This is a genomic window from Nocardioides pelophilus, from assembly GCF_014180685.1.
Classification (GTDB): domain Bacteria; phylum Actinomycetota; class Actinomycetes; order Propionibacteriales; family Nocardioidaceae; genus Nocardioides; species Nocardioides pelophilus.
Window position 1 is genome coordinate 1 of record NZ_JACEHF010000006.1, and the last position, 21,724, is coordinate 21,724.

Genomic DNA, 21,724 nt, shown 5'->3' on the forward strand with positions numbered 1-21,724 from the left:
GGTCGAGCAGGACGAGGCACGGATCACCGGCAGCCGCCGGTCCAGCCAGTCGCTGGGCGAGGTCTTCGTCGAGTTCTGGCGGCACCCGTCGCCGTACCTGCTCGCGGTGCCGCTGATCGCCGCGATCGTCGGCCGGGTGCTGGTCGGCCCGGGCGAGTGGTGGGAGCTGCTGATCCCGGTCGGGCTGGTCGCGATCATGCCGGTCGTGGAGTGGCTGATCCACGTCTGCATCCTGCACTGGCGTCCGCGCCGGGTCGCGGGCCTGAGGATCGACCCGCTGCTCTCGCGCAAGCACCGGGCTCACCACCGCGACCCGCGGGCGATCCCGCTGGTGTTCATCCCCTGGCAGGTCGAGCTCGCGCTCGGTCCGTTCGCGTTCCTGATCGCCTGGGCGGTCACGCCGACCTGGTCGTCGCTGTTCACCCTGCTGGTGGCGAACTTCGTGCTGCTGGCGGCGTACGAGTGGACCCACTACCTCCTGCACAGCGACTACCGGCCGAAGTCGAAGTGGTTCCGGCTGGTCTGGCGCAACCACCGGCTGCACCACTACAAGAGCGAGCACTACTGGTTCACGGTCACGACGGCCGCGACCGCGGACCGCCTGTTCGGCACCTACCCCGACCCCGCGACCGTCAAGACCTCGCCCACAGCGCGGAACCTCCACGGTCTGGCGGAGTGACCTGACACGATGGGGCGCGTGCGGGTCCACCACCTCAACTGCGCCACGATGCGGCCGCGCCTGTCGCCCACGATGGTCGCCCACGTCCTCCTCGTCGAACGCGACGAGGGTCTGCTCCTCGTCGACACCGGCTTCGGCACCGGCGACCTGGCCGACCCGAAGCGGCTGCCGGGTCCGTTCCACTTCCTGGTCCGGCCGGCCCTCGACCCCGGCGAGACGGCGCTCGCGCAGGTGAAGGCGCTCGGCTTCTCCGCCGACGACGTCACCGACATCGCGCTCACCCACATGGACCTCGACCACGCTGGCGGGCTGGGCGACTTCCCCGCAGCGCGGGTCCACATCCACCAGCCCGAGCACGACGCGATGACGCACCCGACGATGCGCGAGAAGCAGCGCTACATCCCGGCGCAGTGGGCGCACGGGCCGCAGTGGGTCCAGCACGCCGAGCCCGGCGACGACTGGTTCGGCTTCCCGTCGGTGACCGCGCTGTCCGACGACGTGCTGATCATCCCGCTGCTCGGCCACACCCGCGGTCACGCCGGGGTGGCCGTCCGCGACGACTCGGGCCACTGGCTGCTGCACGCGGGCGACGCGTTCTTCGACGGCAACCAGGTGCAGACACCGCCGTCCTGCAACCGCAGCCTCGCGGGGTTCCAGGTGGTGATGGCGGTCTCCAACAAGCTGCGCCGCGACAACACCGAACGGCTGCGTGAGCTGGTCGCCGGCCACGGCGACGAGGTCACCGTGTTCTGCGCTCACGACAAGGCGCAGTACGACGCGCTCGCCGGGCGCGGCTGAGCCCTTCGGACTCGACGGTCCGGCAGCGCTGACGGTCCGGCAGCCCTGGCGGCTCAGTCGCCGCAGACCGCGAACGGCAGGTGCCGGTCCTGGACCAGCTCGGCGACGGCGGCGGGCCGCTGCACGTCGTACCCCAGCCGGCCGGTGGACGGGTCGGCGACGCCGCGGGCGAATCCGGCGCCGAACTCGGGTCGGATCGCCGGCATCACCTCGGCGAGCCGCAGGCGGTCGAACGCGTCGGACCGCTCCTCGCCCAGTCGCACGGTGACCAGCTCGGCCCCGATCGCGACCGAGAACCCCTCGAGCGGGTCGAGCGCGATGAGCGCCGCGCGGGGCGCCTCCGCGAGCTGCGCCGCCATGCCGTCGCCGAACACCGTGTCGAACGACAGGCACGACCGCTGGACGAACGTCGAGTTCGCCGACTGCCCGACGAGGCCGACGACCTCGTCCATCGCGGCCCAGCTGTCCTCGCCCTCGGGCGGCTCGCCCGAGGTGACCACCGCACGCTCGAGGTCGAGGACGGCACCGGACAGCACGCCGACGTCGGCCCGGATCGCCTGCTGGACGTCGCCGAGGGCGACGTCGTCGTGGAACGCGATCACCCAGCCGTCGGCGCCGTCGCTGTACGTCGCCTCCCAGGCGACGTCGTCGGGCCCGAAGCCGTAGGGCTCCAGCTCCGCCTCGTCCGGCCGGAGCAGGCCCTGCGAGAGGGTCGCCGCGTTCTCGAGCACCCGCCAGAAGCGGGCCCGCTCGGGGGCCGGCGAGCGCCCGTCGAGCGAGCCGAAGCCCAGCGTCAGCCGCAGCTGGTCGAAGTCGGTGACCTCCAGCGTGGTCGCGTCGGCCGGCACCAGGGACAGCACCGCGGCGGACGGCTCGAGCGTGGGGTCGTAGTCGGTCGAGATCGCCGACGTGTCCGGATCGGGTGGGTAGACCAGGTCGTCGGAGCCGCTGCATCCCGACGCCAGCAGCGCCACGAGCGACACCGCCCAGCGAACCCCAGATCTCACGGCGCTGAGTCTGCCATGACCTAGCAGGTTCTCAGGTTCCAGCGGCGCCGAGGGCGGCGACCGTTGTCCACGATGTGGTGCGGATCTCATCCCCGGAATTCGCGCTCGGTGGAATTCCGCTTATGGTCCTTGGAGCCACAAACCAGGAGGGGTCTCCTTGATTCGCACCATCAGCACGTTCCTCGTCGCGCTCGTCGCCGGCCTTGCCGTGGGCATCAGCCCCGCTTCGGCCGACCACCCGCCGCTCATGCTCGGCCCGGGCGACGCCGGCGTCAGCGACCTCGGCGGGGCCGCGATCATCCGCTACTCGAAGTACGGTCCGGTCTACATCTCCGGCCAGCACAACCAGCACCTCCGGGTGACGTACGTCGACAAGCTCAACTCGATCCGCTTCCGCGACACCCGCACCGGCCGGTTCAAGACCGCGCTGCCGGACCGCTGCTTCAAGGAGCAGGTCAAGGTCGGCGTGTCGGCGGTCTGCAAGGTTCCGCCGCGCTTCGCCAAGAAGCGCATGTTCATCCAGGTGTGGCCGCGCCTCGGTCACGACTACACCGACGGCCGCACCCTCGGTGCCCGGTTCCGGCTCTGGGTGCTGACCGACGCCGGCAACGACGTGGTCTACGGCGGCGACGGCGCCGACTTCGTCAACGGCGCCAAGGGCAACGACCGCATCTACGGCGGCAAGGGTTCCGACTGGCTGCGCGGCGGCCCCGGTGCCGACAGCATCGTCGGCGGCGACGGCAGCGACCGCGTCTCCCACGGCTGACCCGCACCGACACCGCACCGCATCGCGAAGCCCGAGCCGAACGGCTCGGGCTTCGCTGCGTTCGGCGGGAGTCGGCGTCCCCTGCCGCCGCGGGACCTTCGCCTACCGCCCCGGCAGGCTTTCGCCTCTGGGTCCGGGGCCGCTCGCCACGGAGAGTAGGAGGCAGCGATCCATCGGAGGGGTGGGTCCCTAGGGGAGGGGTCACCATGAGGGGACCGAGCAGCAGAACCAGCCGGGTCGCGACCGTCGTCGCCACGCCCGTGGCGATCCTGGCAGCGTCGGCACTGATCTGGCAGTCGTCGTACGCCGCATTCACGAGCACGACGCGCAACTCCGGCAACGACTGGGCCACCGGCTCGGTCGCCCTGACCGACGACGACGCGGGTTCGGCGCGGTTCCAGGTCACGAACATGACGCCCGGCGACACCCAGACCAAGTGCATCTCGGTCACGGCGACGACGAGCGGCTCCGGCACGGTGAAGGGTTACGCCGTCAACCCGGTCACGTCTGCGCAGGGTCTCGAGGACCACATCATGGTGCAGGTCAACGAGGGCACCGGCGGCGGCTTCGGATCGTGCGACAACTTCGTGTCCGCGGGCGAGGTCATCCCGACCATGTCCCTGACCACGCTGGCCACCTTCGACAGCTATGAGGACGGCGCAGGCGGTTGGACGGTGACCGCCGGCACGCACTCCCGGACCTACCAGGTCACCTGGACGTTCGACACGACCGGCTTGTCGCAGAACGAGGTCGACCAGCTGCAGGGTGCCCACACCGGGATCGACTTCCAGTGGGAGCTCCGCACCGACTGAGGCGGTTCGCCACGGTCGGGGAGGAGGTCCGTCGTGACCCTTGAGCTAGCGGTCGCCCCGGACACGGGTGACTCCGGAGCGCCCTCCCCCGCACCCGCCGCCCGGGCCGGCGCCGGGCGCGCCTGGCTCGCGCTGTTCGTGACGATCCTGACCCGTGGCTACCGGGCGTTCCTGCTGACGTTGCTGGTGGCCGCCCTGCTCCCCACGCTGTGGAGCTGGTCGAGCTACGTCGTTCGCAGCGGTTCGATGGCGCCTGCGCTCGCGGTCGGCGACGTGGTGGTCGCGCAGCCCTTCCCGAGCTCCGATCCCGTGCCCGTCGGCCGGGTGATGGTGTTCGAGAACCCGGCGCCGTCAGCCGGCAACACCCTCCTGGTGCACCGGGTGGTCGAGTACCTGGGCCGCGGGGAGTACGTCACCGCCGGCGATGCGAACCGGGACCCGGACGTCACGCCGGTCCCGAGCGAGAGCTTCCGGGCCCGCGCGCGGATCCTGGTGCCGTACGTCGGACTGCCGCTGGTGTGGCTGCGCGGCGGCGACTACCTGCTGCTCGGTGGCTGGCTGCTCCTCACCGTCGCCGCGTTCGTGCGCGCCTGCTTCCGGGGCCGCACCGACGAGGACCGGCAGAGCAGGAAGAGCAAGAAGCACAAGGGCACCGTGGTCGGCCGCGCCACGTCGGTCACCGCGCTGGTCGGCCTGGTCGGCCTGATCGGCGTCGCGCTCGGCGCTGGGATCGGGAACGGGATCGTCCCCGCCGGCGCGGCCTTCACGGCGAGCACCGGGAGCTCCGCCAACAGCTGGACGGTCGGGCAGTTCGTGGCGACGTACAACGAGACGGTGCTGGCTGACGACCCCTACGTCTTCTACCTCGTCGACGAGGCGAGCGGGCCGGCCGCGCTCGACGCGGCGCCCGGCCACCGCACCGGCACGTTCGCCTCGATCGCGGCGTACCGCCAAGCCGACGCCCTGCCCAACAACCCCGGCTACTCCGTGCGCCTCGGCTCGACGACCGGACGGCTCGTGAGCGGCGGGAGCGCGGTCGCCGATCCGGACCGGTTCTCCCTGGAGCTGTGGTTCCGCACCACCACCACCGCCGGCGGGAAGCTGATCGGGTTCGAGTCCACCCGCAACGCCTCGTCGCTGCTCTACGACCGGCACGTCCTGATGGACCCGAACGGCCGGCTCGTCTACGGCGGCTGGACGGCGAACACGGTCCGGAGGATCACCTCCCCGCAGGCCTACAACGACGGCGCCTGGCACCACCTCGTCCTGACCGCCGTTCCGCGCGGCAACCAGCAGGACTCCGTCATGTACGTCGACGGTGATCTCGTCACCTTTGGCACCACGACCCGGATCTCCGCCTACAACGGCTGGTGGCGGGTGGGCTACGGAAGTCTCCCGATCGGCCCCGGCTACCCGGCCACGGCCGGCTTCGCCGGCAGCATCGACCAGGTGGCCGTCTACCCCACTGCGCTGGGCCCGGGCCGGGTGGCGGCCCACTACGACGCACGCTGAGGGGCCGCCTGTCGGGCCGTCGAACGATGGAGCGCGGAGCCCGGCTCTCACTCCACGTAGTTCGCGGAGGTCTCCTGGCAGCTGCTCCAGCCCTTGTGGTCACCCTCGTCGTGACCGCCCGGGCCGTTGCTGGCCTTGACGTGCGCGGCGAAGTCGGAGTTGCCCGGACCGCCGTTGTCGGCGCAGTGTCCTGCCGATGCCCCGCCGGCAGACCCCAGCGAGATGCCACCGGCGATGGCGATGACGGCGAACGAACGAGCGAGGTTCCTGCGCATGACTGCTCCTTTGGGAAGGGATTGGTAGTCATGGTTCGTTGCCGGTCGCCCCATCGGATTGCCCGCAGCTGCACCGTCGGTCCCGTCGGTGCCGTGCGTCCGGTTCCTGATGGACCGCTACCACCCGGCTCGCAAGGCCGCCGGCCGCGAGGACCTGACGATCCACGGTCTGCGGCACACCGCACTCACGATCGCCGGCCAGCATGGTGCGACGGGTGCCGAACTTCAGGCCCGCGCCGGCCACGCCTCCCAGGCAGCGATGGCGCTCGACCAGCACGCCACCCTCGACCGCGACAGGGCCTTGGCCGAGAAGATCGGCCAGACGTACGCCGACTGGCAAGCCTCCCGGAGGCCGAAGTGACCGGAGTGTCGGGGCCCTGCGGCAGATTGTCGCCCCAGCGGCGCACAGATGTTTCCGACTCGGAGGAACACGATGAGTGAGCTCGTACCTGGCGACGACATTCCGCAGGACGAAGATGCCCTGCTCCCCTACGTGGTCGACCTCGTCGAGCGCGGCCAGCGTGTCGCAGCCACCCAGGTCAACGCCACGCTCACCATGACGTATTGGCTCGTCGGCCGCGCGATCTCGATCAACACCCTCCGCGACGGACGCGCGGGCTACGGCAAGAAGATTCTTGGGACGCTGTCCCAAGAGTTGAGCGCCCGGTTCGGTGCGGGCTTCGACAAGACCAACCTCAGCCGGATGGTCCAGTTTGCGCGCCAGTTCCCCGACTACGCGGAAGTCGCCGAACTGGTCACGCGCCTCTCCTGGTCGCATGTCTACACCCTGCTAGCAATCAAGTCCGACGACGCCCGCGACTTCTACGCCGCGGAGGCGGTCACCAAGCGGCTGAGCGTGCGCGAACTCAAGAAGGCGATCTCTCGCAAGGCATACGAGCGACGCGAGATCGCGAACTCCCGGATCCCCGAGGGGTCGGCCGTCCCGCGCGACACCTTCCGCGACCCCCTGATCCTCGATGCGCTTGGCCTCCACGACAGCTATCTCGAGAAGGATCTGGAGGCCGCGATCCTGCGTGACGTCCAGGCCTTCCTGCTCGAGGTCGGCCACGGCTTCGCCTTCGTCGCCAGCCAGAAGCGGATGACGATCGACGGCGACGACTTCTACCTCGATCTCCTCTTCTTCAGCCGGCCGCTGCGACGCCTGGTCGCTGTCGAGCTCAAGATCGGGAAGTTCGACGCTCGGTTCGAGGGCCAGATGAAGCTGTACCTGAAGTGGCTCGACCGCTACGAGCGCCAAGAGGGTGAGGACGAACCCGTTGGCCTCATCCTGTGCACCGCGGTCAGCCGCGAGCAGGTCGAGCTGCTCGAGATGCACAGGGACGGCATCGTCGTCGCGGAGTACTGGACTGCACTTCCTCCCAAGGCCGAGCTCGAGGCCAAGCTCGCCGAGATCGTGCGTGACGCCCAGGAGCGCCTCGCGCGCCGCGGTCTCGCCGCCGTTCCCGAGAGCGAGGACGACAACGACCGCAGGGCGGCAGCCGATGAGCTGACTCAGCTCAACCAGGACATGGGACTCATCTAAGGCCAGGCACCGGCAGGCGCGTCCCGTGGCCGCGCCGCCGGCGGGGCCGTCTGGCTGCACGTCCCGGGCCGCGTCACTGTACTTCCGAGGCGCGTCACCGTGCTCAGTGAGGCTTCAGTGACGTTCACTGACGTCACGCGCCAGCAACGAGCAGGGTGCCCACCTAGGATCACCCCGTGCCTGCAGGTGACGCCGACGACCTCCGCCGTCAGTTCGACGCTCTGATCTCGGGCGCCGAGTTGGGCGACCTGCGCACGCTCGCCGACCAGATGTCGGTGGTCTCAGGCAATGTCTTCGCGAAGCGGACGAGCAACCCGAACCTGCGCCACCCCAAGCGGGACGAGCCCGCAATCTTCCGTGTGCGGGTCGACCTCAATGACGCGCACCCGCCGATCTGGCGGCGACTCGACCTGCGCTCCGACCTCACGCTCGCCGCGGTCCACCAGGCGTTGCAGGCGGCGTACGAGTGGACCGACTCCCACCTGCATCGGTTCTCCATCGGCGGCGACACGTTCGACATGGGTGCTGAATGGTTCCTCTGCGAGTACGACGTCGAGGAGGGCGAGGACGAAGGCACGCCTGACGCCGAGGTGACACTCGACGAGACCCTGGTCGAACCGGGCGACGTCTTGCACTACGTCTACGACTATGGCGACAACTGGGATCTGACGATTCGCCTCGAAGAGGTCCTCCCGCTGACGAACGACGCGCCCCGAGCGAGGTGCGTCGACGGACAACGGGCCGCACCGCCGGACGACTGCGGCGGACTGCGCGATGCCGAAGACCTCGCCCAGGTCGTCGACGACCCCGCTGCGTTCGATGTCGCCGAGCTCAACGAACGCCTCGTCTCACCTGCCGGCGGACTCACCGACTGGGGAGTGCGCCCGGACCTCGTTCTCCTGCTGAACCAGCTCCAACGGACGCCGGTCGGCGACGACTTCATCGCCCGCACCCTCGCCATCGGCACTCCCGAGCAACCCGACGTGCCGACCCTGAGGGCCAACCTCCGCGCGTACCAGTGGTTCCTCGATCGTGCAGCCGGCGACGGCATCCCACTGACTGCAGCCGGCTATCTCAGGCCCGCCGACGTCGAGGCCGCGTCGGAGGTTGTTCCCGTGGTCGGGGACTGGATCGGGAAGCGCAACCGTGAAGACCTCACGATCCCGATGCTCGAGTTCCGCCAGTCGCTCCAACAGATCGGGCTGCTGCGGAAGTACAAGGGCAAGCTCCTGCTCACCAAGCTCGGTAAGGCCGCTCACACCGACCCGGTCATCTTGTGGCGCCACCTCGCCGACCGTCTCGTCGACGGCAACGAGGACAGCTTCACGACCCAGGCTCGACTGCTCGCCCAGCTGTGCCTTGCGTCTGAACCTGAGGGAAAGCACGACGAGCGATTGGCCGAAGCTCTGACCTACCTCGGCTGGCGACAGCGCGATGGACGACCCGTCAGTGTCGACCAGTCCCGATGGGCCATCAGGGAAGCCACCCACGCGCTGGCCAACATCGCGTCGGAGCAACGTGATCGTGGGCTCCCTCGACTCGATCGTCGGGCACTCACGCCACTCGCCGTGCTGATGGCACGGACCGCCCTCTCGACCCAGGCCACGATCGGCGGAACACGCTCGAGCGGCTAGTCGCATCGGCTCCCAGTCGCCCTATGTCATCCCGCCCACTATGGGCGGCGCGGACGAGCAGGCGCTCGCACACCAGAGAAATGCGGTGGGCCGGGGCCGGTATCGCACCCGCCGCTCCCCGCGAAACGACGCGAGCCGCTCCCCGCGGAACGACGCGAGCGGTGGGATGCCGCACAGAGCCTGCTCTTTAGGACCGCAGGCTGACCTGCGGTTTCATCGGGTGGAGCCTAGGGGACTCGAACCCCTAACCCCCTGCTTGCAAAGCGGGGTGGCAGCCGGTCCCGCGCTCGGGCGATGGGACGCTGACCTGCGGTTTTGCGGTCATAGATGGACACCAGTGGTCGTCCATCTGGCACCAATCTGGCACCACTTGAGGTAGTCTGGCACCACCGAGACGGGTGGTGGTGACCCATGGCAGGCAAGGCCGCTGCGGGCAACGTGCGCAAGATCCACCTGCGCTCCTGCCACCACAGACAGTCGTGCACCTGCGGCGGCCGCGGCTCCCACGTGAGGCCTTGCCCGAAGGCGATCCGCTGTCGCTGTGAGGGCCGCTGGCAGGCCCGCGTGACCGCGCCCAACGGCGCCGTGATCAAGGCTCCGTCGACCTTCAGGGCGAAGATCGACGCCGAGGAGTGGGTCAAGGCTGAGCGGGCGCTTATGGAGGACCCGTCGTCGTACGTCACCGCCCAAGCGAGGCTGGACGCCGCGAAAGAGCAGGCACGACGCGACGCCGCCAACACATTCGCCCTGTACGCCGACCGGTACCTCACCTCGCGCGACCTGCGCCCGAAGACGATCCGCGAGTACCGAGGTCTGCTCGACCGGGTGTTGCTTCCCACCTTCGGCGACGTGCCGTTGAAGCAGATCACCCGCGATGCGGTGCGGACCTGGCACGCGGCGTTGCCGACGGAGACGCCGGCTGCCAACGCCGCGGCGTACCGCTTCCTGCGCTCCGTCATGGGCGCGGCAGAGGACGACGAGCTGATCGACCGCAACCCGGTGCGCATCCAGAAGGCCTCGACCGCTCGCGTGCGGAATCCACAGCGGCCCTCCCCCGTCGATGAGATGGCGACCATCGTCGACAACATGCCGGAGCGGCTGCGCCTCTTCATCGTGCTCGCCGCCTTCGCCGGCATGCGCGAAGGCGAGATCTTCGAGCTCCGCCGCAGCGATATCGAGCCGACCTCGGGCTCGATCTCGGTGACCCGCAAGATCGAGAAGGACGCCGACCCGAAGGCCGATGGCGCCTGCGCCGAGTGCGGCCGGGTGATCGGGCCGCCCAAGACCGAGAAGGGCATCCGCGTCGTCCACCTGCCGCCGACATTCCTCCCGCTGCTCCGCGCGCACCTGCTCGCCCACACGGCGCCCGGGTCCAACGGACTGCTCTTCCCCGGCGAGCGCAAGGACCATATGAGCGCCCGTTACCTGCTCGACCGCTACAAGGTCGCCCGCGAAGCCGCCGGCCGCCCCGACCTCACCATCCACGGCCTGCGCCATTCCGCGCTCACCCTCGCCGGCCAGCACGGTGCCACCGCTGCCGAGCTCCAGGCCCGCGCGGGCCACGCGTCCCAAGCGGCCATGGCGATCTACCAGCACGCCACCGTCGATCGCGACCGCCAACTCGCCGAGAGGATCGGTGACACGGTCGCGACCTCGTCGGCATGGCTACAAATGCTCAGCGACAGATAGAGCGAGGCGAGTCCCCACGGGGGCGACGCGCAGAGCTCGCCGCCCGCAGCGTCACGTCCACCTGGTCTGCCGCCCATTCGTCGGTCCGTCTCCTCGTCCTTCGCCTGACCTGAGTTGGGCCAGTCGGCTTAGTGCCTTGCGCGATGGCTGAGCCAGCTTGCGAGCACCACGTTCTTGCTGGTCAGGACCATGGCGGCGCCGGCGGGCTGACGGGCGTGGCCAACGACAGCGCGACCGAGCTGCGCCTCGTCGGCTCGTGGGGCCTCCACGTCCTCCAGGTCAAGGCCGACGCGCCGTCTGTCGACGTCCGTACCCGCCTGGACCTCGTCCTTGACGCGCTTGGCAGGTGTCAATCCCGTCGGATTCAGTGACGAACGTCGGCAGTAGCGACCCCTGGATCCCGATTTAGTGCCTTGGTGACGCACTAAACGCACGCATCACCGCAGGTCACAGCGTTCCGGCCTCTCGGAATCGGTGCAAGTGACCCAAGTCAGGCCTGATCTGCCGCACGCCGCCGGCGCACACGCTCCGTGACCTCGCCGGAGAGCCGGGTCGTAGCCGGATCGTGCCCGAGCCACTACTCCCCCGGTGTGGGAAAGACGGCGGCGATGAACGGTGAGCCGCGTCGCAGATCCCCGGCCAGTCAGTACTCGCTGACGAGCTCGTTGATGCGCCACTCACCGTCTTCAACAACGAGATTGATCTCGGTCGACTCGTAATCGTCGGGATTGAGGTCGGGCGCCTTTCCGCTCTGACATCCGTACACCTCGGTAATGCCCACCGTCGCGAACTCCCCGTCGATCTCCGTCTCGCCGACCTCAACGAACCCTGACGGGCATTCGAACGCGGCGGTCTCATCAACCTCGCAAAGCAAGCCATCCCCTCGTTGAGTCTTAGTTACCCTCTCGACCATGCCGTCGCACTCTTGCGCGTCCTCTGCAGCGAAGTAGGCCTCAACCACGGCGGCAGGGGACTGAGGGGGAGTCGCGCGGGCCTGGCTCGCCGCGCCAGCCGAGCCGTCGTCGCCCGACCGATCTGCGCGTTCCGCTCCGCATGACGCCAGCAACGGCAGTGCCACGAGTAGCCCGACCAGGCCCGCCAACGCTGGCGTGCGGCCGCGCGAGTCGCTCACGACACCCATAGCTTCCATGACCCGTCGTCCTTGACCACCGTGGTCTCGAACGTTGTGCCGTCTCCGGTCTCGATGACTGCATCTGCGGTGTCAGGGCCGGTGACACCACCGCCGACCAGTTTGTACGCGTCGTCCAGCGACCCTGTTGAGCAGTCAGAGATCAGGTCAGCCATGAGGTCTGAGGCAGTCGAGTAGACCTCTGCGAGGCGGTCACATGTTCCATCCGTGATGAACTCGTTGCGCAACCAGATTTGATTGTCGATGACGTCTTCGTTTTCGCCCTGCCCGGACGAGCTGAACTCCTCGGTGTAGACGCCGTCGCAGTTCTCTTCCCAATATTCGCGGAGCCCGCGCTCCGGATCGTCGTAGGGACTCGGAGCGGCCGCGTCTTCAACGGGGTCGAGATCGTCCGGGCGAGCCTGATTTCCCAACTTCTCGATCTCTCCAACCAGCGTCGTGATCGCTCTGTGAACCTCGTCGGGGGCGCCGTCACCGGTTTCCTTAAGAAGCGCGATACGTTCCTGAACCAAGTCGCCTCGCGCCTCACCGAATGATCCATCGAACCCATAACTCTCAATGCCGCTCACTGAGTAGCAGAAATCAGCGAGCGAAGCGTTCGAAGGTATGGACTCAGTTGAGCCGCCGTCTAAGTCTGCGTCTCGGTCTGGGTCCGACGACTGCCCGCACGCTCCCAGCATGATTGCGACGGACGCGACCGCGAGCGGTGCGACGATCGGTCTGACTAAGCCTAGCGAGCTGGGGCTGTGAGTACGCAGCCACATCCTGAAGCTGACTCGGCCGGCGCCGCGACGTCGCTGAATCACGCGTACTCCTTGGTCTCGCACGCCGACCAATCGTCCGCTGTGCTGGGTTCGCTGCCGATGGGGCGTCAGAACGCAAGATACTGGCTCGACTGCTCGGATGTCGTCGGGTTGGCCCACACCACACTGCCGGACCCCACTGTCGCTCGCCACTCCGCGAAGGTTCTGGTCGGACACTGCACTGGTTTCGCAGTCGGGGGCGCGAGCTCCGAACGGACGCGGTCCGTGTCAACGCTGGCCGAGGATTGACCCCCTTTCCGCCGGGCGGGTCCTCCAGGGTCAGTCTTCAACGGGGCGCTGACAGTCTGGGCAGGTCGCCGACGGCGGGCGAGGTCCATTCCATGGCAGCCTCGATTTGATTCTGAATCGCGACAGAGGAGTGGTGCAAAGTCACGCAGCACGGACGCATCGTTTCCTGAAGACGGGCGAGAAGCGACTTCCCCCGCTGCGGGGCCCTAGCACTACCACCCGACACACGCCCGCCCAGCCTGTCGGCCACGGACCTCGTGCGCGGAGGTACGGGTCTCGGGCGCGTGCTCCCGCGCGTGGTCGAGTTCGGCCTCAACGGAGGCGGTCAGCATAGTGACCGCTCCCCCTCTGTTCGCATCGATTGTGCATCGGCCCGTGGCGCACTGCCGCTACGATCCCGGGCGAAGGCCGTTCGGGCGAGCCTGACCCTGGACAGGAGGACCTGAGCGTGAATGCTCCCAAAGTTGTCGTAGCTGTGGCCGCCGGCCTTGTCGCCGCTGTCGTGGTGTGGCTCCTTCCCGGGGCCGGCGCGTTCTCGCTAATCCTGTCCGCCATCGTCGGGGTGGGCATCGGCCTGGTCGTTGCGTTTGCAATGGGACAAGGCAGTTTCGGTGAACCTCGCATCATGCCCGTAGTGCCGGGCGATTTCTTCCTCCAGAGGATGGGACGCGAGGAGGGACCCGTGCCGTATACGACGCTGGTGACCCGCGCCCGAACCGGGTCACTCACGGGCGACACAATGGTGAGGACCCCCGAATCCGACTGGTTCCCGGCCCGTGAGATGAGCCCGGCGATCTTCTCGAAGCGCACCTGGATAGCCACCTTGCTGCTTTCTGTGTTCGCGGGTGGCTTCGGCATTGATCGCTTCTACCTGGGCAAGGTGCCCAGCGGGATCCTCAAACTCGTGACCCTCGGTGGCCTCGGATTGTGGTCTCTCATCGACGTCATTCTCATCGCCACGAACCGGATGACCGACCGGGACGGACTGCCTCTCGCGCGATGAAGGTTGCGTAGGCGTGGCCCTCGCCGTGGGCCAAGGGAAGCCGTGTACATCGACCGCTACTAGCGGGCGGGCCGGGCGAGCGGGCGCCGAGCCGGAGAGCGGGTGGAAGGTCGCGGTTCAGTTCAGCAGTCGTCGTACTTCCACTCTCCGTCTTCTTTGATCCACGCGCCGGGGTGGTCGTCGTCGTAGACGTCGGGCTCGGCCTCGATTCGCACGTACTCGGACTTGGCTGTGTCAACCGGAAGTGGCCCCAGGGTGACGGTGTCACGGCCATCGGACTTGTCCCCGTCGATCTTCACTTTGACGGAGATGATCTTGAGGTCTTCCCAGCCCTTGAGGTTCGCCTCCAACTGCTCATCGCTGAGTGCGCAGCGTTCCGAGTACAAGTCGCTGACCGCATCGGCGTCACCGTCGTTGTAGGCATCGAAGAGTGCACGCACGGACTCCTCGAGGTCGTCCTCATCTGAGCTACACCCCGCTCGTCAGTGCCCCCACGGTGAGAACCAGCGCTGCCTATCCAAGTAGTTTCATGGCGGCAGCGTAGAGGTGGCGCGGACTTCGATGCGACGCGCGAGGACGGACGTCACCAGTCATGTTCGTTGGTTGGATGAAGCTCGCACTCGACGGAGTCGGTGGGGCCAGAGTCCAGTTCGTTGTGGCCGCTCAGGTGCGTGTATCCATCTCCGGAGTACCAGGGTCGGTCGAGATGGTGCACCGGAAGTTTCCGTCGGTGTCGGGTCGACGGACGACGCGCAACTTGTACGGCCCGTCCTTGAAGCGTCCCTTGGCCCGGGCACCTCACGGGAAGCAGAGTCTGCGGTCACGGACGCCCATTGCACAGAAGCCGAGCGTCTCCCCAACCCGAGTCTGCGTCAGTCCCCGGACCCTCGTTGCTAGCCGCGATGACGAACCGGAAGACTCCCCGCAGATCGGTGGTGACCTTGGACCCGGTGCCCGTCGGCACCGTTGCGAGCTCGATGTCGTCACCGCCCAGGTTGATGGTGAACCGCCCATTCGTGGTTCCCGAGTCGTCGGTCAGGCCAACGGTTGCGTCGAAGGAGCGGCACTTCCTCGAGGCGTTCCAGGTCGAGGTGCTGCGGTCCCCGTCGTCATCAAGCCGCATCACCCAGCTTCGGGGATAGCTCCGGCCCGCGATGTCGATGCTGTCGTCATGGAAGCCCGTGCACCCGCCGGTGCACCCGCCGGGGCGTCCCTCGATCTCGGTCTCGATGGGCGTCAGGTCTGCGAGGTAGAACCACCGATAGACGACGACGGTAGCGATGTTCGAGGTGGCGTCGCGCAATGCGAGCCGGTAGAACTCTTTCCCGATACCGACCGCGCGTTGGCGGAAGGTGAGGGTGCCGTCCGCCGCCACGCGCGTGCTGCCAACCGCGTGCCATGGGCCGGTGGGCCGACTCCTGTGCTGAATCGTCGCCCGTTCTCCGCGCCACGCTCGCGGTGCTGTTCCAGTGAACCGAATCCATGCGCCGGCGCGCACTGTGTGAGTCTTCGCCTGGATCGTTGCGGTTCGCTCGGCGGCGGACGGAGGTGCGGCGGCTCCCGACACCGGCAGTCCGTACATCAGACCAGCTACCGACGCGATCACGACGGATGCGATCCGCAGACGAAGGCTCATGAGTGTTGTCACCCCCAGTGTCGATGGTTCCAAGAAACGATGGCCAGGCTATTCGGCGCCCGAACGGACCAAGGGACTTGGAGCCTAGCGGCCGCGAGGGCGGATGAAGCACGGATCGGATGGAATCAATCGCCGGTGAGGAGCTTCCGCACGCCGCCGAACGCGAGCGCGGCGGTCAGGATCCACCCGGGCCAGAAGGTCACCTGCATCAGGAGATCGAGAACGGCGCTGTCCGGCTCCACGTACGAGGCCGAGAACATGCTTGAGTCGCCGGCCGCCTGTACGACCGAGCAGACGATGAAGACCACGACTGCACCGACCAGCAGCACCGCACCAATCGCGCGCCCGCCGGCCGTGCCTTGTTTCTGAGATTCCACCTCGGATGCTCCTTCTCCTGTCGACCCGAGAGAAAACACCGCGCAGATCGGCTCCATTTGATGTCTCCGACCCGCGCCGCATTCAAGCCGAGAACGGACAGCATGGCGATGGGTCGATCGCCCCATCGGTCATCGACGGGGTGGTCGCCCCATCGACGAGCGACTGCCCTACGTCGATCCTGTCGCTCTAGGTGCTCGGGCTGCATCCGCCATTTACCACTCTTGAGGAGGCATCAATGTCCGAGCCCACCACCAACCACGGATCCGACGAATCGATCGGCAGATTGCTCGGCGAGGGCGTCCTGGTCGTCGTCGGCGGCATCGTCGGCGGGGTTCTCGACGTCCTCGGCTACTGGTTCTTCATCGGCATCCAGATCGCGGCAATCATCGGCGCCTACATGGTCGACCCGACCCTCGGCGCCGTCGTGATGGTCCTCATCATTGGGGGCTGGACCCTCTTCGCCGTCGTCCGCTTCGTCGGCGCCATCGTCAGTGGCATCGGGGCGCTCTCGAAGCGCTCACAGAGCGACTCCAGCACGAACTGAGAAGACGCCCGATGGACCGAGGTCGAAGGAATCAATACGTGTCCCACTCCTATATCCCCACTGCTGTCGCAGTTGCCGCGCTGCTCTTCGGCGTAGCCGGTTGCGATCAATTGGGCGGCTCCGACGTCAGCCAAACCACGTGCAAGGAGTTCGCCGAACTCGGCCCGAACACCGGCCTGGACGAGGCGTTCACCGACGAGCAGGAAGACGTCCTTAGCGACTTGCTCTCGGAGAACAACCGCGTCGCGGGCCAGGAAATGCAGGCCGGCCTGCAGGTCATCGCGTACTGCAACATCTACGGAGGGCACGCAGGGAGCCACGAGAATGATCCCATCGGCAACATCCCAGGCCTGCAGGACTGAGCGTGAGCTGCGCAGACCCCCGGGAGGTGGTCGGGATTGTCGTGAAAGCACAGGCGGGCGGCGTCCACGCCTGCCATTCTTCAGCCAGGTTCGGCGGTCCTAGCACCGCCATTGTTGTGCGGCGAGGAGCTCGGCCTCCGAAGTCTGAGGAGATTCTCGATGGTTGACGGTGGGAATGAGGGCGCCGGACCTGCCGCTCCGGCGGGGTGGTACCCGGATGGCCACGGCGGGCAACGGTGGTGGGACGGTACCCAGTGGACGAATCACGTACAACGGCCCTCAACTCCACCCCCGCCGACTCCAGCGTCCCCGCCTCCGGCGAGTCATCCGGCCCCGCCGGCCGTACCTCCGATTGCCGGTCCCGCTCAGCCCGGAGGTCCAACCCCCGGCCAGATGCGACTGCTTGTCATCGTTGGTGCGTCCCTTGTCGTGCTCGTCGTGGTGGCCGTTTCGGCGCTGGCCATCACGGGGGTGATCGGCGGGAAGAGTGCGGAGGAGACGGCCGAGGCGGTTGCAGATGCATACTCCGACGGAGACTGGGCGGAGGTCTGCGAGTTCTTCAGCGACGAAGCGCGGGAGCGGGCGTTCGACGAGGCCGGTGTTGACGACTGCGACGGCTACGCGGAGTCCGCCGCCGAGGAAGCCGAGGGACTCGTTGCGACGATGAAGATCGTCAGTGTCAAGGAGGACGGCGATGAGGCCACAGCCAAGGTGCGGATCTCGGTCGGCGTGTTCAGCGAGACCGACGAGCTCTACTTCATCCGCGATGGTGGCGACTGGAAGCTCGACGACGACCGCGACCCCGAACCTGAAGAGATTGCGGGCGCTCTCGAGGACTCCGGGGGACTCAGCGAGGAGGACGCTGAGTGCGCTGCTGTCGAGATCCTCGACGCTGATCTCTCCGACGAACAGCTCGAGGCCATAGTGGAGGACGACGAGTCCGGACTAGACGAGGAGGAGCTCGAAGAAGTGACCGAGGCGATCACCGACGCAGTGGCCGACTGCGCTGGCTGAGCTTCGCGGACTTCATGCGGACACCCGGCCTCGGTGTGGTGCTCGGCGCCCGGGTGCTCGCCGAGTTCGGCGACGACAAGGACCGCTACGCCGACGCCAAAGCCAGGCGCAACTACGCCGGCACGAGCCCGATCACCAAGACCTCCGGCAAGAGCAAAGTCGTGCTCGATCGCTACGCGCGCAACAAGCGACTCGCCGACGCCCTGCACCAGCAGGCCTTCGCCGCCCTCACCGCATCGCCCGGCGCCAGGGCGTTCTACGACCAGCACCGAGCCCGTGGCGCGACCCACAACCAAGCACTCCGTGCGCTGTCCAACCGCCTCGTCGGCATCCTCGACGGCTGCCTGCGCCACCGAACCACCTACGACGAAGCCATCGCATGGGCACACCGCCAACCTGAACCGCCCCGGCATGTCCGGAGAGTCGATTCGTTGGAAGGATCACTCTTATGGCACGACCCAGCAGGTACCCGACCGAGTTGCGTGAGCGCGCGGTGCGGATGGTGATCGAGTCTCGCCAGGACCATCCGCACGAGGCGGCGGCGATCCGGTCGGTTGCGGCGAAGCTTGGCATCTCCTCGACCGAGTCGTTGCGTAAGTGGCTGCGGCAGGCCGAGATCGACGGCGGCGCTCGCTCGGGCAAGACCACCGAGGAGCTCGCCGAGATCAAAGCGCTGAAGGCCGAGGTCGCCGAGTTGCGTCGCGCGAACGCGATCTTGAAGTCCTCGGCGGCTTTTTTCGCGGCGGAGCTCGACCGCCCCTCCCGGTTCTGATCGACTACGTCCGCCTGCACAAGGACGAGTTCGGGGTCGAGCCGATCTGTCGCGTGCTGTCCGAGCACGGGATCAAGATCGCCCCATCCACTTACTACGAGAACGTGGCCCGACGGCCCTCGAAACGGGCGCTTCGCGACGCCGAGATCGTCGCGCTGATCGTGGCCGAGCGGGCCCGGCAAAAACTGCTCGCGCGGTTCGGGGCGCGCAAGATGTGGCTCCACCTGCGCGGCAAGGGCCATGACGTCGCCCGGTGCACGATCGAGCGGCTCTACGCCGAGCAGGGCTGGGTCGGGGCGCTGCGACTGAAGAAGGTTCGCACCACGATCCCCGACGAGTCGGCGGACAGGCCGGCCGATCTGGTTGATCGGCAGTTCTTCGCCAACCGTCCCAACCAACTGTGGGTTGCTGACTTCACCTACGTCGCGACCTGGTCCGGCACGGTCTACGTCGCGTTCATCTTCGACGTCTTCTTCCGCCGCATCGTCGGCTGGCGAGCAGCCACCCGGATGACCACGGACCTCGTGCTGGACACCCTCGAGCACGCGATCTGGACTCGCCGCCAAGCCGGTGTCGACGACCTCTCGGGGCTCATCCATCACACGGACGCGGGCAGTCAGTACGTCAGTTTTGCCTTCACCCAACGACTGATCGACGAAGGCGTCGACCCGTCCGTCGGGTCGGTGGGCGATGCCTACGACAACGCGCTAGCGGAGTCCCAGATCGGGCTCTACAAGGCCGAGCTCATCCGGCCCGAAGGTCCCTGGCGCGGAGTCGAGCACGTCGAACTCGAGACCCTGAACTGGGTCGACTTCTTCAACTCCGAGCGACCCCACGAAGCACTCGACGACCTCACACCTGTGGCCGCCGAGGAACTTCACTACGCTGCAAGAAACGAGCTCACGCCGACCGGCTGAGCCACCAAATCCGGCCTCCGGACACGCCGGGGCGGTTCAACCTGCAGCCGCTTGACGACTTACGCCCCTGGGATATCTAGGCTGCCCGTCACTGCAGCTGTTCGAATATCACATCGAAGGTTCGTCCGGCGGAAGCACGAGGCGCTCGGCTCGGGAAACACCGCCGTTGGCTGCCGTCGCTCCTCGCGCAACTCCTGGATGGCCTCGTAGGTCCAGCCTCCCTCTCGCCTCGGCAGCTCTATCGTTGGGATGTCCGGGTCCCACTCGTCGAAGATCTTGTCATCGGCGTCGCCTCTCCATGTGTCCTCCATCTATCGCCCGACGCGGGGCTACGTGCCACGTCCGACATGAATGACCCGCCGCTCGGAGTCTCGGGCTGTTCCAGTGTTAGGCGCAAGCGGCTCCGACTGTGGGGCTCCGAGCGTCCATTGACGGGCTCCGAGCCCTGCATGTCTTTGCCACGGCTGCATTACGCGCCGCATCGCCCCGTTGATCCGGCGTTCGAACCCGCTCTGCACAGGTAGGGGTTGCCGAGGCTGTTGCCGCCGGAGATGCCTTCGCTGCTGTCGTCGTTGTGCAACTCAGTCTCTGCGAGACCGTCGATGTCGGTTAGCCACATCAGGTAGTACGACCCCGTTGACGCCTGGGGTGGGTAAGCGAAGCCGACCTCGACGCCGTCGCTCTCCACCCACACTCGGGTGACCGTGAGTTTGATGCCGTCGGCGGTGGGCGTGACGTTGAACGTCATGAACTGCGTGCACCACGCCGTGTACGGCAGGCCGTCGGGGCATGTGGTTCCGCCGAACGACTCCGCGGTGCCATCGTCGTGGATGGTCAGCCCGCCTCCGTGGACGCTCCATTCGCCCAGGAACTCGGCTGGGACTCCCTGCGGCGGCGAGATCCGAATCTGATAGCCGTCGCTGTCGAACGCCGTCTCGACAGCTGCGACGATCCCGTTAGCGGCAGTGGCCAAGCCGGAAATCACCCACAGGATCGGTTGCACGAGGACGGTGTTGATGACACCGAGCCCCGCTTCTCCGACAGCCTCTCCGGCACAGCTGAAGGCACCCGACAGCGCGTCTCCGAAGAACTTTTTCGTGTCGGCGGGCGACGTGAGCTCGGTACTTGCCATGCTCGACATTGCCTGGAGGCAACTGAGTCCGTCCAGTGATTGCCGGACCTTGTTCAGCGCACCTCGCGCGCCAACCTTGTCCATAAGGAACGCAACCGTGTCCAAGGCGAAGCTGAACGCTGAGAGCAGATAGGCGCCAGGGTCAGGGGCGAACCTGACGGCCGTCTCAGTCGCGCCTTCGACAGAGAACGAGATCCAGTCACCTGAGCCGATGAGCTCGACCTTGTTGACCGCCCGGGAGGGCGGTGACTTGAACAGGTTCGCGAGCATTCCTTCGAGGTCGTCGCGGCTCGTCCCGGTCACGCCCAGGCCGGGGGTGAACTCGGCTGTGATTCCGTATCCGCGGGCGTTCACTGTTTTCAAGGCCGGCTGCCCGTTCGTCAAGCCGAGGCACCAGTAGATCCGACGACCGGAGTCGCTGCTGATCTGGTATCCGAGGCCGCGGACGGAGTCTTCTCCTTCACACTGCGGATGCTTGCCCTCTCCCGCTTGGCTCAGCGCCCGATCGAGGCGATCCGCCAGCCACCTCTTGGCGCTGTCGAGGACATCGTTCCACCAGTCAACCACCCAGATCGAGAAGTGTGTGGTCGTGACGACAACGGTGTCCTCATCTTCGAACTCGACGTTCTTGGCTGTCCGGTACTTCCCGCCGGCGTGTGAGGCCCAACGGATCAATGGTGCGGGCTCATCCCCCTGAAGGTCGGGCACGGAGAAGCGGAGTGTGGCCTCACCTGTGAGCTTCGCGTCTCCGGCGAGAACGATCGACCATGCGGACGCGCCGTCGGGAGCTGCTGCCGGAGCCACGGCTAGGGTGCCTTCGCCTTCGACGGCGTGACCAGGAACGGTGACGCGCAACTTGCCGTCCTCGGACACTACCTCGCCGCCGCGACCCGTGGAGACCTCAGCTTCCTGCTCGACCGGCGACACATCCCGCTCTGGTTCGGCGGCTGGACCGGAACTGCACGCGGCGAGCGCCAGCGCGATGACGAGCGCAAACGCGAGCATGCGCACCTGGGAGCGCCCGACGGCTCCCGCTGCAACCTGTATGC

General features: G+C 67.4%; 22 protein-coding genes, 2 pseudogenes and 1 other annotated feature. Of the genes and pseudogenes, 16 read left to right on the top strand and 8 right to left on the bottom strand.

All coding sequences use genetic code 11. From position 1 onward, the window contains the following. Positions 1-679, top strand: a 679-nt coding sequence (locus H0488_RS02750) for a sterol desaturase family protein (protein WP_246371376.1), incomplete at its 5' end; no start/stop codon positions are given. A gap of 18 nt (positions 680-697) precedes the next feature. After that, positions 698-1,477 carry an MBL fold metallo-hydrolase gene (locus H0488_RS02755; protein WP_183097753.1) on the top strand — a complete coding sequence of 260 codons (780 nt, stop codon included), beginning with the start codon at positions 698-700 and terminating at the stop codon, positions 1,475-1,477. 53 nt (positions 1,478-1,530) lie between these two features. Here H0488_RS02755 and H0488_RS02760 read toward each other — a convergent pair whose 3' ends face one another. Then, positions 1,531-2,484, bottom strand: a complete 954-nt coding sequence (locus H0488_RS02760; RefSeq protein WP_183097754.1) for a hypothetical protein — start codon at positions 2,482-2,484, stop codon at positions 1,531-1,533. A gap of 157 nt (positions 2,485-2,641) precedes the next feature. Here H0488_RS02760 and H0488_RS02765 point away from each other — a divergent pair, with 157 nt between their 5' ends. The 3 genes from H0488_RS02765 (at position 2,642) to H0488_RS02775 (ending at position 5,574) form a co-directional block, all read left to right on the top strand. Then, positions 2,642-3,250 carry a calcium-binding protein gene (locus tag H0488_RS02765; RefSeq protein WP_183097755.1) on the top strand — a complete coding sequence of 203 codons (609 nt, stop codon included), beginning with the start codon at positions 2,642-2,644 and terminating at the stop codon, positions 3,248-3,250. 206 nt (positions 3,251-3,456) lie between these two features. Further along, positions 3,457-4,062: a M73 family metallopeptidase gene (locus H0488_RS02770; RefSeq protein ID WP_183097756.1), complete on the top strand. Its 606-nt coding sequence runs from the start codon at positions 3,457-3,459 to the stop codon at positions 4,060-4,062. 33 nt (positions 4,063-4,095) lie between these two features. Continuing rightward, positions 4,096-5,574: a signal peptidase I gene (locus H0488_RS02775; protein WP_183097757.1), complete on the top strand. Its 1,479-nt coding sequence runs from the start codon at positions 4,096-4,098 to the stop codon at positions 5,572-5,574. Between the two features lie 47 nt (positions 5,575-5,621). On the opposite strand, the gene H0488_RS02780 is transcribed toward H0488_RS02775, so the two are convergent. Then, a complete protein-coding gene (locus H0488_RS02780; RefSeq protein ID WP_183097758.1) occupies positions 5,622-5,849 on the bottom strand; it encodes a hypothetical protein in 228 nt (75 codons plus the stop codon). 88 nt (positions 5,850-5,937) lie between these two features. Between H0488_RS02780 and H0488_RS02785 the strand changes: the two genes are divergently transcribed. From H0488_RS02785 to H0488_RS02800, 4 genes are all read left to right on the top strand, one after another. Further along, positions 5,938-6,210, top strand: coding sequence for a site-specific integrase (locus tag H0488_RS02785; protein ID WP_183097759.1), 273 nt, complete (start codon positions 5,938-5,940; stop codon positions 6,208-6,210). Between the two features lie 72 nt (positions 6,211-6,282). Then, the gene (locus H0488_RS02790) at positions 6,283-7,392 is read left to right on the top strand and encodes a PDDEXK nuclease domain-containing protein (RefSeq protein WP_183097760.1); all 1,110 of its coding nucleotides are present in this window, start codon (positions 6,283-6,285) and stop codon (positions 7,390-7,392) included. Positions 7,393-7,568: 176 nt separating this feature from the next. Beyond that, entirely contained in the window at positions 7,569-9,026 is a 1,458-nt protein-coding gene (locus tag H0488_RS02795; protein ID WP_183097761.1) for a plasmid pRiA4b ORF-3 family protein, read from the top strand. A gap of 411 nt (positions 9,027-9,437) precedes the next feature. Continuing rightward, positions 9,438-10,715 carry a tyrosine-type recombinase/integrase gene (locus tag H0488_RS02800; protein WP_512698534.1) on the top strand — a complete coding sequence of 426 codons (1,278 nt, stop codon included), beginning with the start codon at positions 9,438-9,440 and terminating at the stop codon, positions 10,713-10,715. A 643-nt stretch (positions 10,716-11,358) separates the two neighbouring features. Here the strand turns inward: H0488_RS02800 and H0488_RS02805 are convergent. Both H0488_RS02805 and H0488_RS02810 read right to left on the bottom strand, forming a co-directional pair. Beyond that, positions 11,359-11,676, bottom strand: a complete 318-nt coding sequence (locus tag H0488_RS02805; protein WP_183097763.1) for a hypothetical protein — start codon at positions 11,674-11,676, stop codon at positions 11,359-11,361. Between the two features lie 167 nt (positions 11,677-11,843). Further along, positions 11,844-12,434: a hypothetical protein gene (locus tag H0488_RS02810; protein ID WP_183097764.1), complete on the bottom strand. Its 591-nt coding sequence runs from the start codon at positions 12,432-12,434 to the stop codon at positions 11,844-11,846. A 931-nt stretch (positions 12,435-13,365) separates the two neighbouring features. Here H0488_RS02810 and H0488_RS24860 point away from each other — a divergent pair. After that, on the top strand, positions 13,366-13,920 hold the full coding sequence (locus H0488_RS24860) for an NINE protein (protein ID WP_220794133.1): 555 nt from the start codon (positions 13,366-13,368) through the stop codon (positions 13,918-13,920). A 122-nt stretch (positions 13,921-14,042) separates the two neighbouring features. Here the strand turns inward: H0488_RS24860 and H0488_RS02820 are convergent, their stop codons facing one another. The 3 genes from H0488_RS02820 to H0488_RS02830 all read right to left on the bottom strand — a co-directional run bounded on the left by H0488_RS02820 (position 14,043) and on the right by H0488_RS02830 (position 15,990). After that, the gene (locus H0488_RS02820; RefSeq protein ID WP_183097765.1) at positions 14,043-14,360 is read right to left on the bottom strand and encodes a nuclear transport factor 2 family protein; all 318 of its coding nucleotides are present in this window, start codon (positions 14,358-14,360) and stop codon (positions 14,043-14,045) included. A gap of 380 nt (positions 14,361-14,740) precedes the next feature. After that, positions 14,741-15,295 (bottom strand): NPCBM/NEW2 domain-containing protein, encoded by a 555-nt coding sequence (locus H0488_RS24865; RefSeq protein ID WP_183097766.1) that lies wholly within the window; start codon positions 15,293-15,295, stop codon positions 14,741-14,743. A 386-nt stretch (positions 15,296-15,681) separates the two neighbouring features. Further along, the gene (locus tag H0488_RS02830; protein ID WP_183097767.1) at positions 15,682-15,990 is read right to left on the bottom strand and encodes a hypothetical protein; all 309 of its coding nucleotides are present in this window, start codon (positions 15,988-15,990) and stop codon (positions 15,682-15,684) included. Between the two features lie 179 nt (positions 15,991-16,169). On the opposite strand from H0488_RS02830, the gene H0488_RS02835 reads away from it, so the two are divergent. The 6 genes and pseudogenes from H0488_RS02835 to H0488_RS02855 all read left to right on the top strand — a co-directional run bounded on the left by H0488_RS02835 (position 16,170) and on the right by H0488_RS02855 (position 19,543). Beyond that, positions 16,170-16,478, top strand: coding sequence for a hypothetical protein (locus H0488_RS02835; protein WP_183097768.1), 309 nt, complete (start codon positions 16,170-16,172; stop codon positions 16,476-16,478). 38 nt (positions 16,479-16,516) lie between these two features. Next, positions 16,517-16,840, top strand: a complete 324-nt coding sequence (locus H0488_RS02840; RefSeq protein ID WP_183097769.1) for a hypothetical protein — start codon at positions 16,517-16,519, stop codon at positions 16,838-16,840. A gap of 159 nt (positions 16,841-16,999) precedes the next feature. Beyond that, positions 17,000-17,122 (top strand): annotated as a pseudogene (locus tag H0488_RS25215) (DUF2510 domain-containing protein); the annotation flags it as partial. 111 nt (positions 17,123-17,233) lie between these two features. After that, complete coding sequence (locus H0488_RS02845) at positions 17,234-17,854, top strand: Rv0361 family membrane protein (RefSeq protein WP_246371377.1); 621 nt, start codon at positions 17,234-17,236, stop codon at positions 17,852-17,854. Between the two features lie 5 nt (positions 17,855-17,859). Continuing rightward, a pseudogene (locus tag H0488_RS02850) lies at positions 17,860-18,258 on the top strand (transposase); the annotation flags it as partial. A 44-nt stretch (positions 18,259-18,302) separates the two neighbouring features. Then, positions 18,303-19,543, top strand: a protein-coding gene (locus H0488_RS02855) for an IS3 family transposase (protein ID WP_183097771.1) whose coding sequence is annotated in 2 segments (ribosomal slippage) — positions 18,303-18,585 and positions 18,585-19,543 — 1,242 coding nt in all. Because the reading frame shifts where the segments join, the coding sequence is not laid out codon by codon here. Continuing rightward, positions 18,584-18,712, top strand: a sequence feature (AL1L pseudoknot). (Overlaps the previous gene by 129 nt.) A gap of 469 nt (positions 19,544-20,012) precedes the next feature. Here the strand turns inward: H0488_RS02855 and H0488_RS02860 are convergent. Continuing rightward, the gene (locus H0488_RS02860; RefSeq protein ID WP_183097772.1) at positions 20,013-21,680 is read right to left on the bottom strand and encodes a hypothetical protein; all 1,668 of its coding nucleotides are present in this window, start codon (positions 21,678-21,680) and stop codon (positions 20,013-20,015) included. Positions 21,681-21,724 lie beyond the last annotated feature (44 nt).

Coding starts and splice junctions, on each gene's coding strand:
- H0488_RS02860 (WP_183097772.1), bottom strand. CDS start 21,680: ATGCTCGCGTTTGCGCTCGTCATCGCGCTGGCGCTCGCCGCGTGCAGT.
- H0488_RS02770 (WP_183097756.1), top strand. CDS start 3,457: ATGAGGGGACCGAGCAGCAGAACCAGCCGGGTCGCGACCGTCGTCGCC.
- H0488_RS02790 (WP_183097760.1), top strand. CDS start 6,283: ATGAGTGAGCTCGTACCTGGCGACGACATTCCGCAGGACGAAGATGCC.
- H0488_RS02835 (WP_183097768.1), top strand. CDS start 16,170: ATGTCCGAGCCCACCACCAACCACGGATCCGACGAATCGATCGGCAGA.
- H0488_RS02845 (WP_246371377.1), top strand. CDS start 17,234: ATGCGACTGCTTGTCATCGTTGGTGCGTCCCTTGTCGTGCTCGTCGTG.
- H0488_RS02830 (WP_183097767.1), bottom strand. CDS start 15,990: ATGGAGCCGATCTGCGCGGTGTTTTCTCTCGGGTCGACAGGAGAAGGA.
- H0488_RS02800 (WP_512698534.1), top strand. CDS start 9,438: ATGGCAGGCAAGGCCGCTGCGGGCAACGTGCGCAAGATCCACCTGCGC.
- H0488_RS02780 (WP_183097758.1), bottom strand. CDS start 5,849: ATGCGCAGGAACCTCGCTCGTTCGTTCGCCGTCATCGCCATCGCCGGT.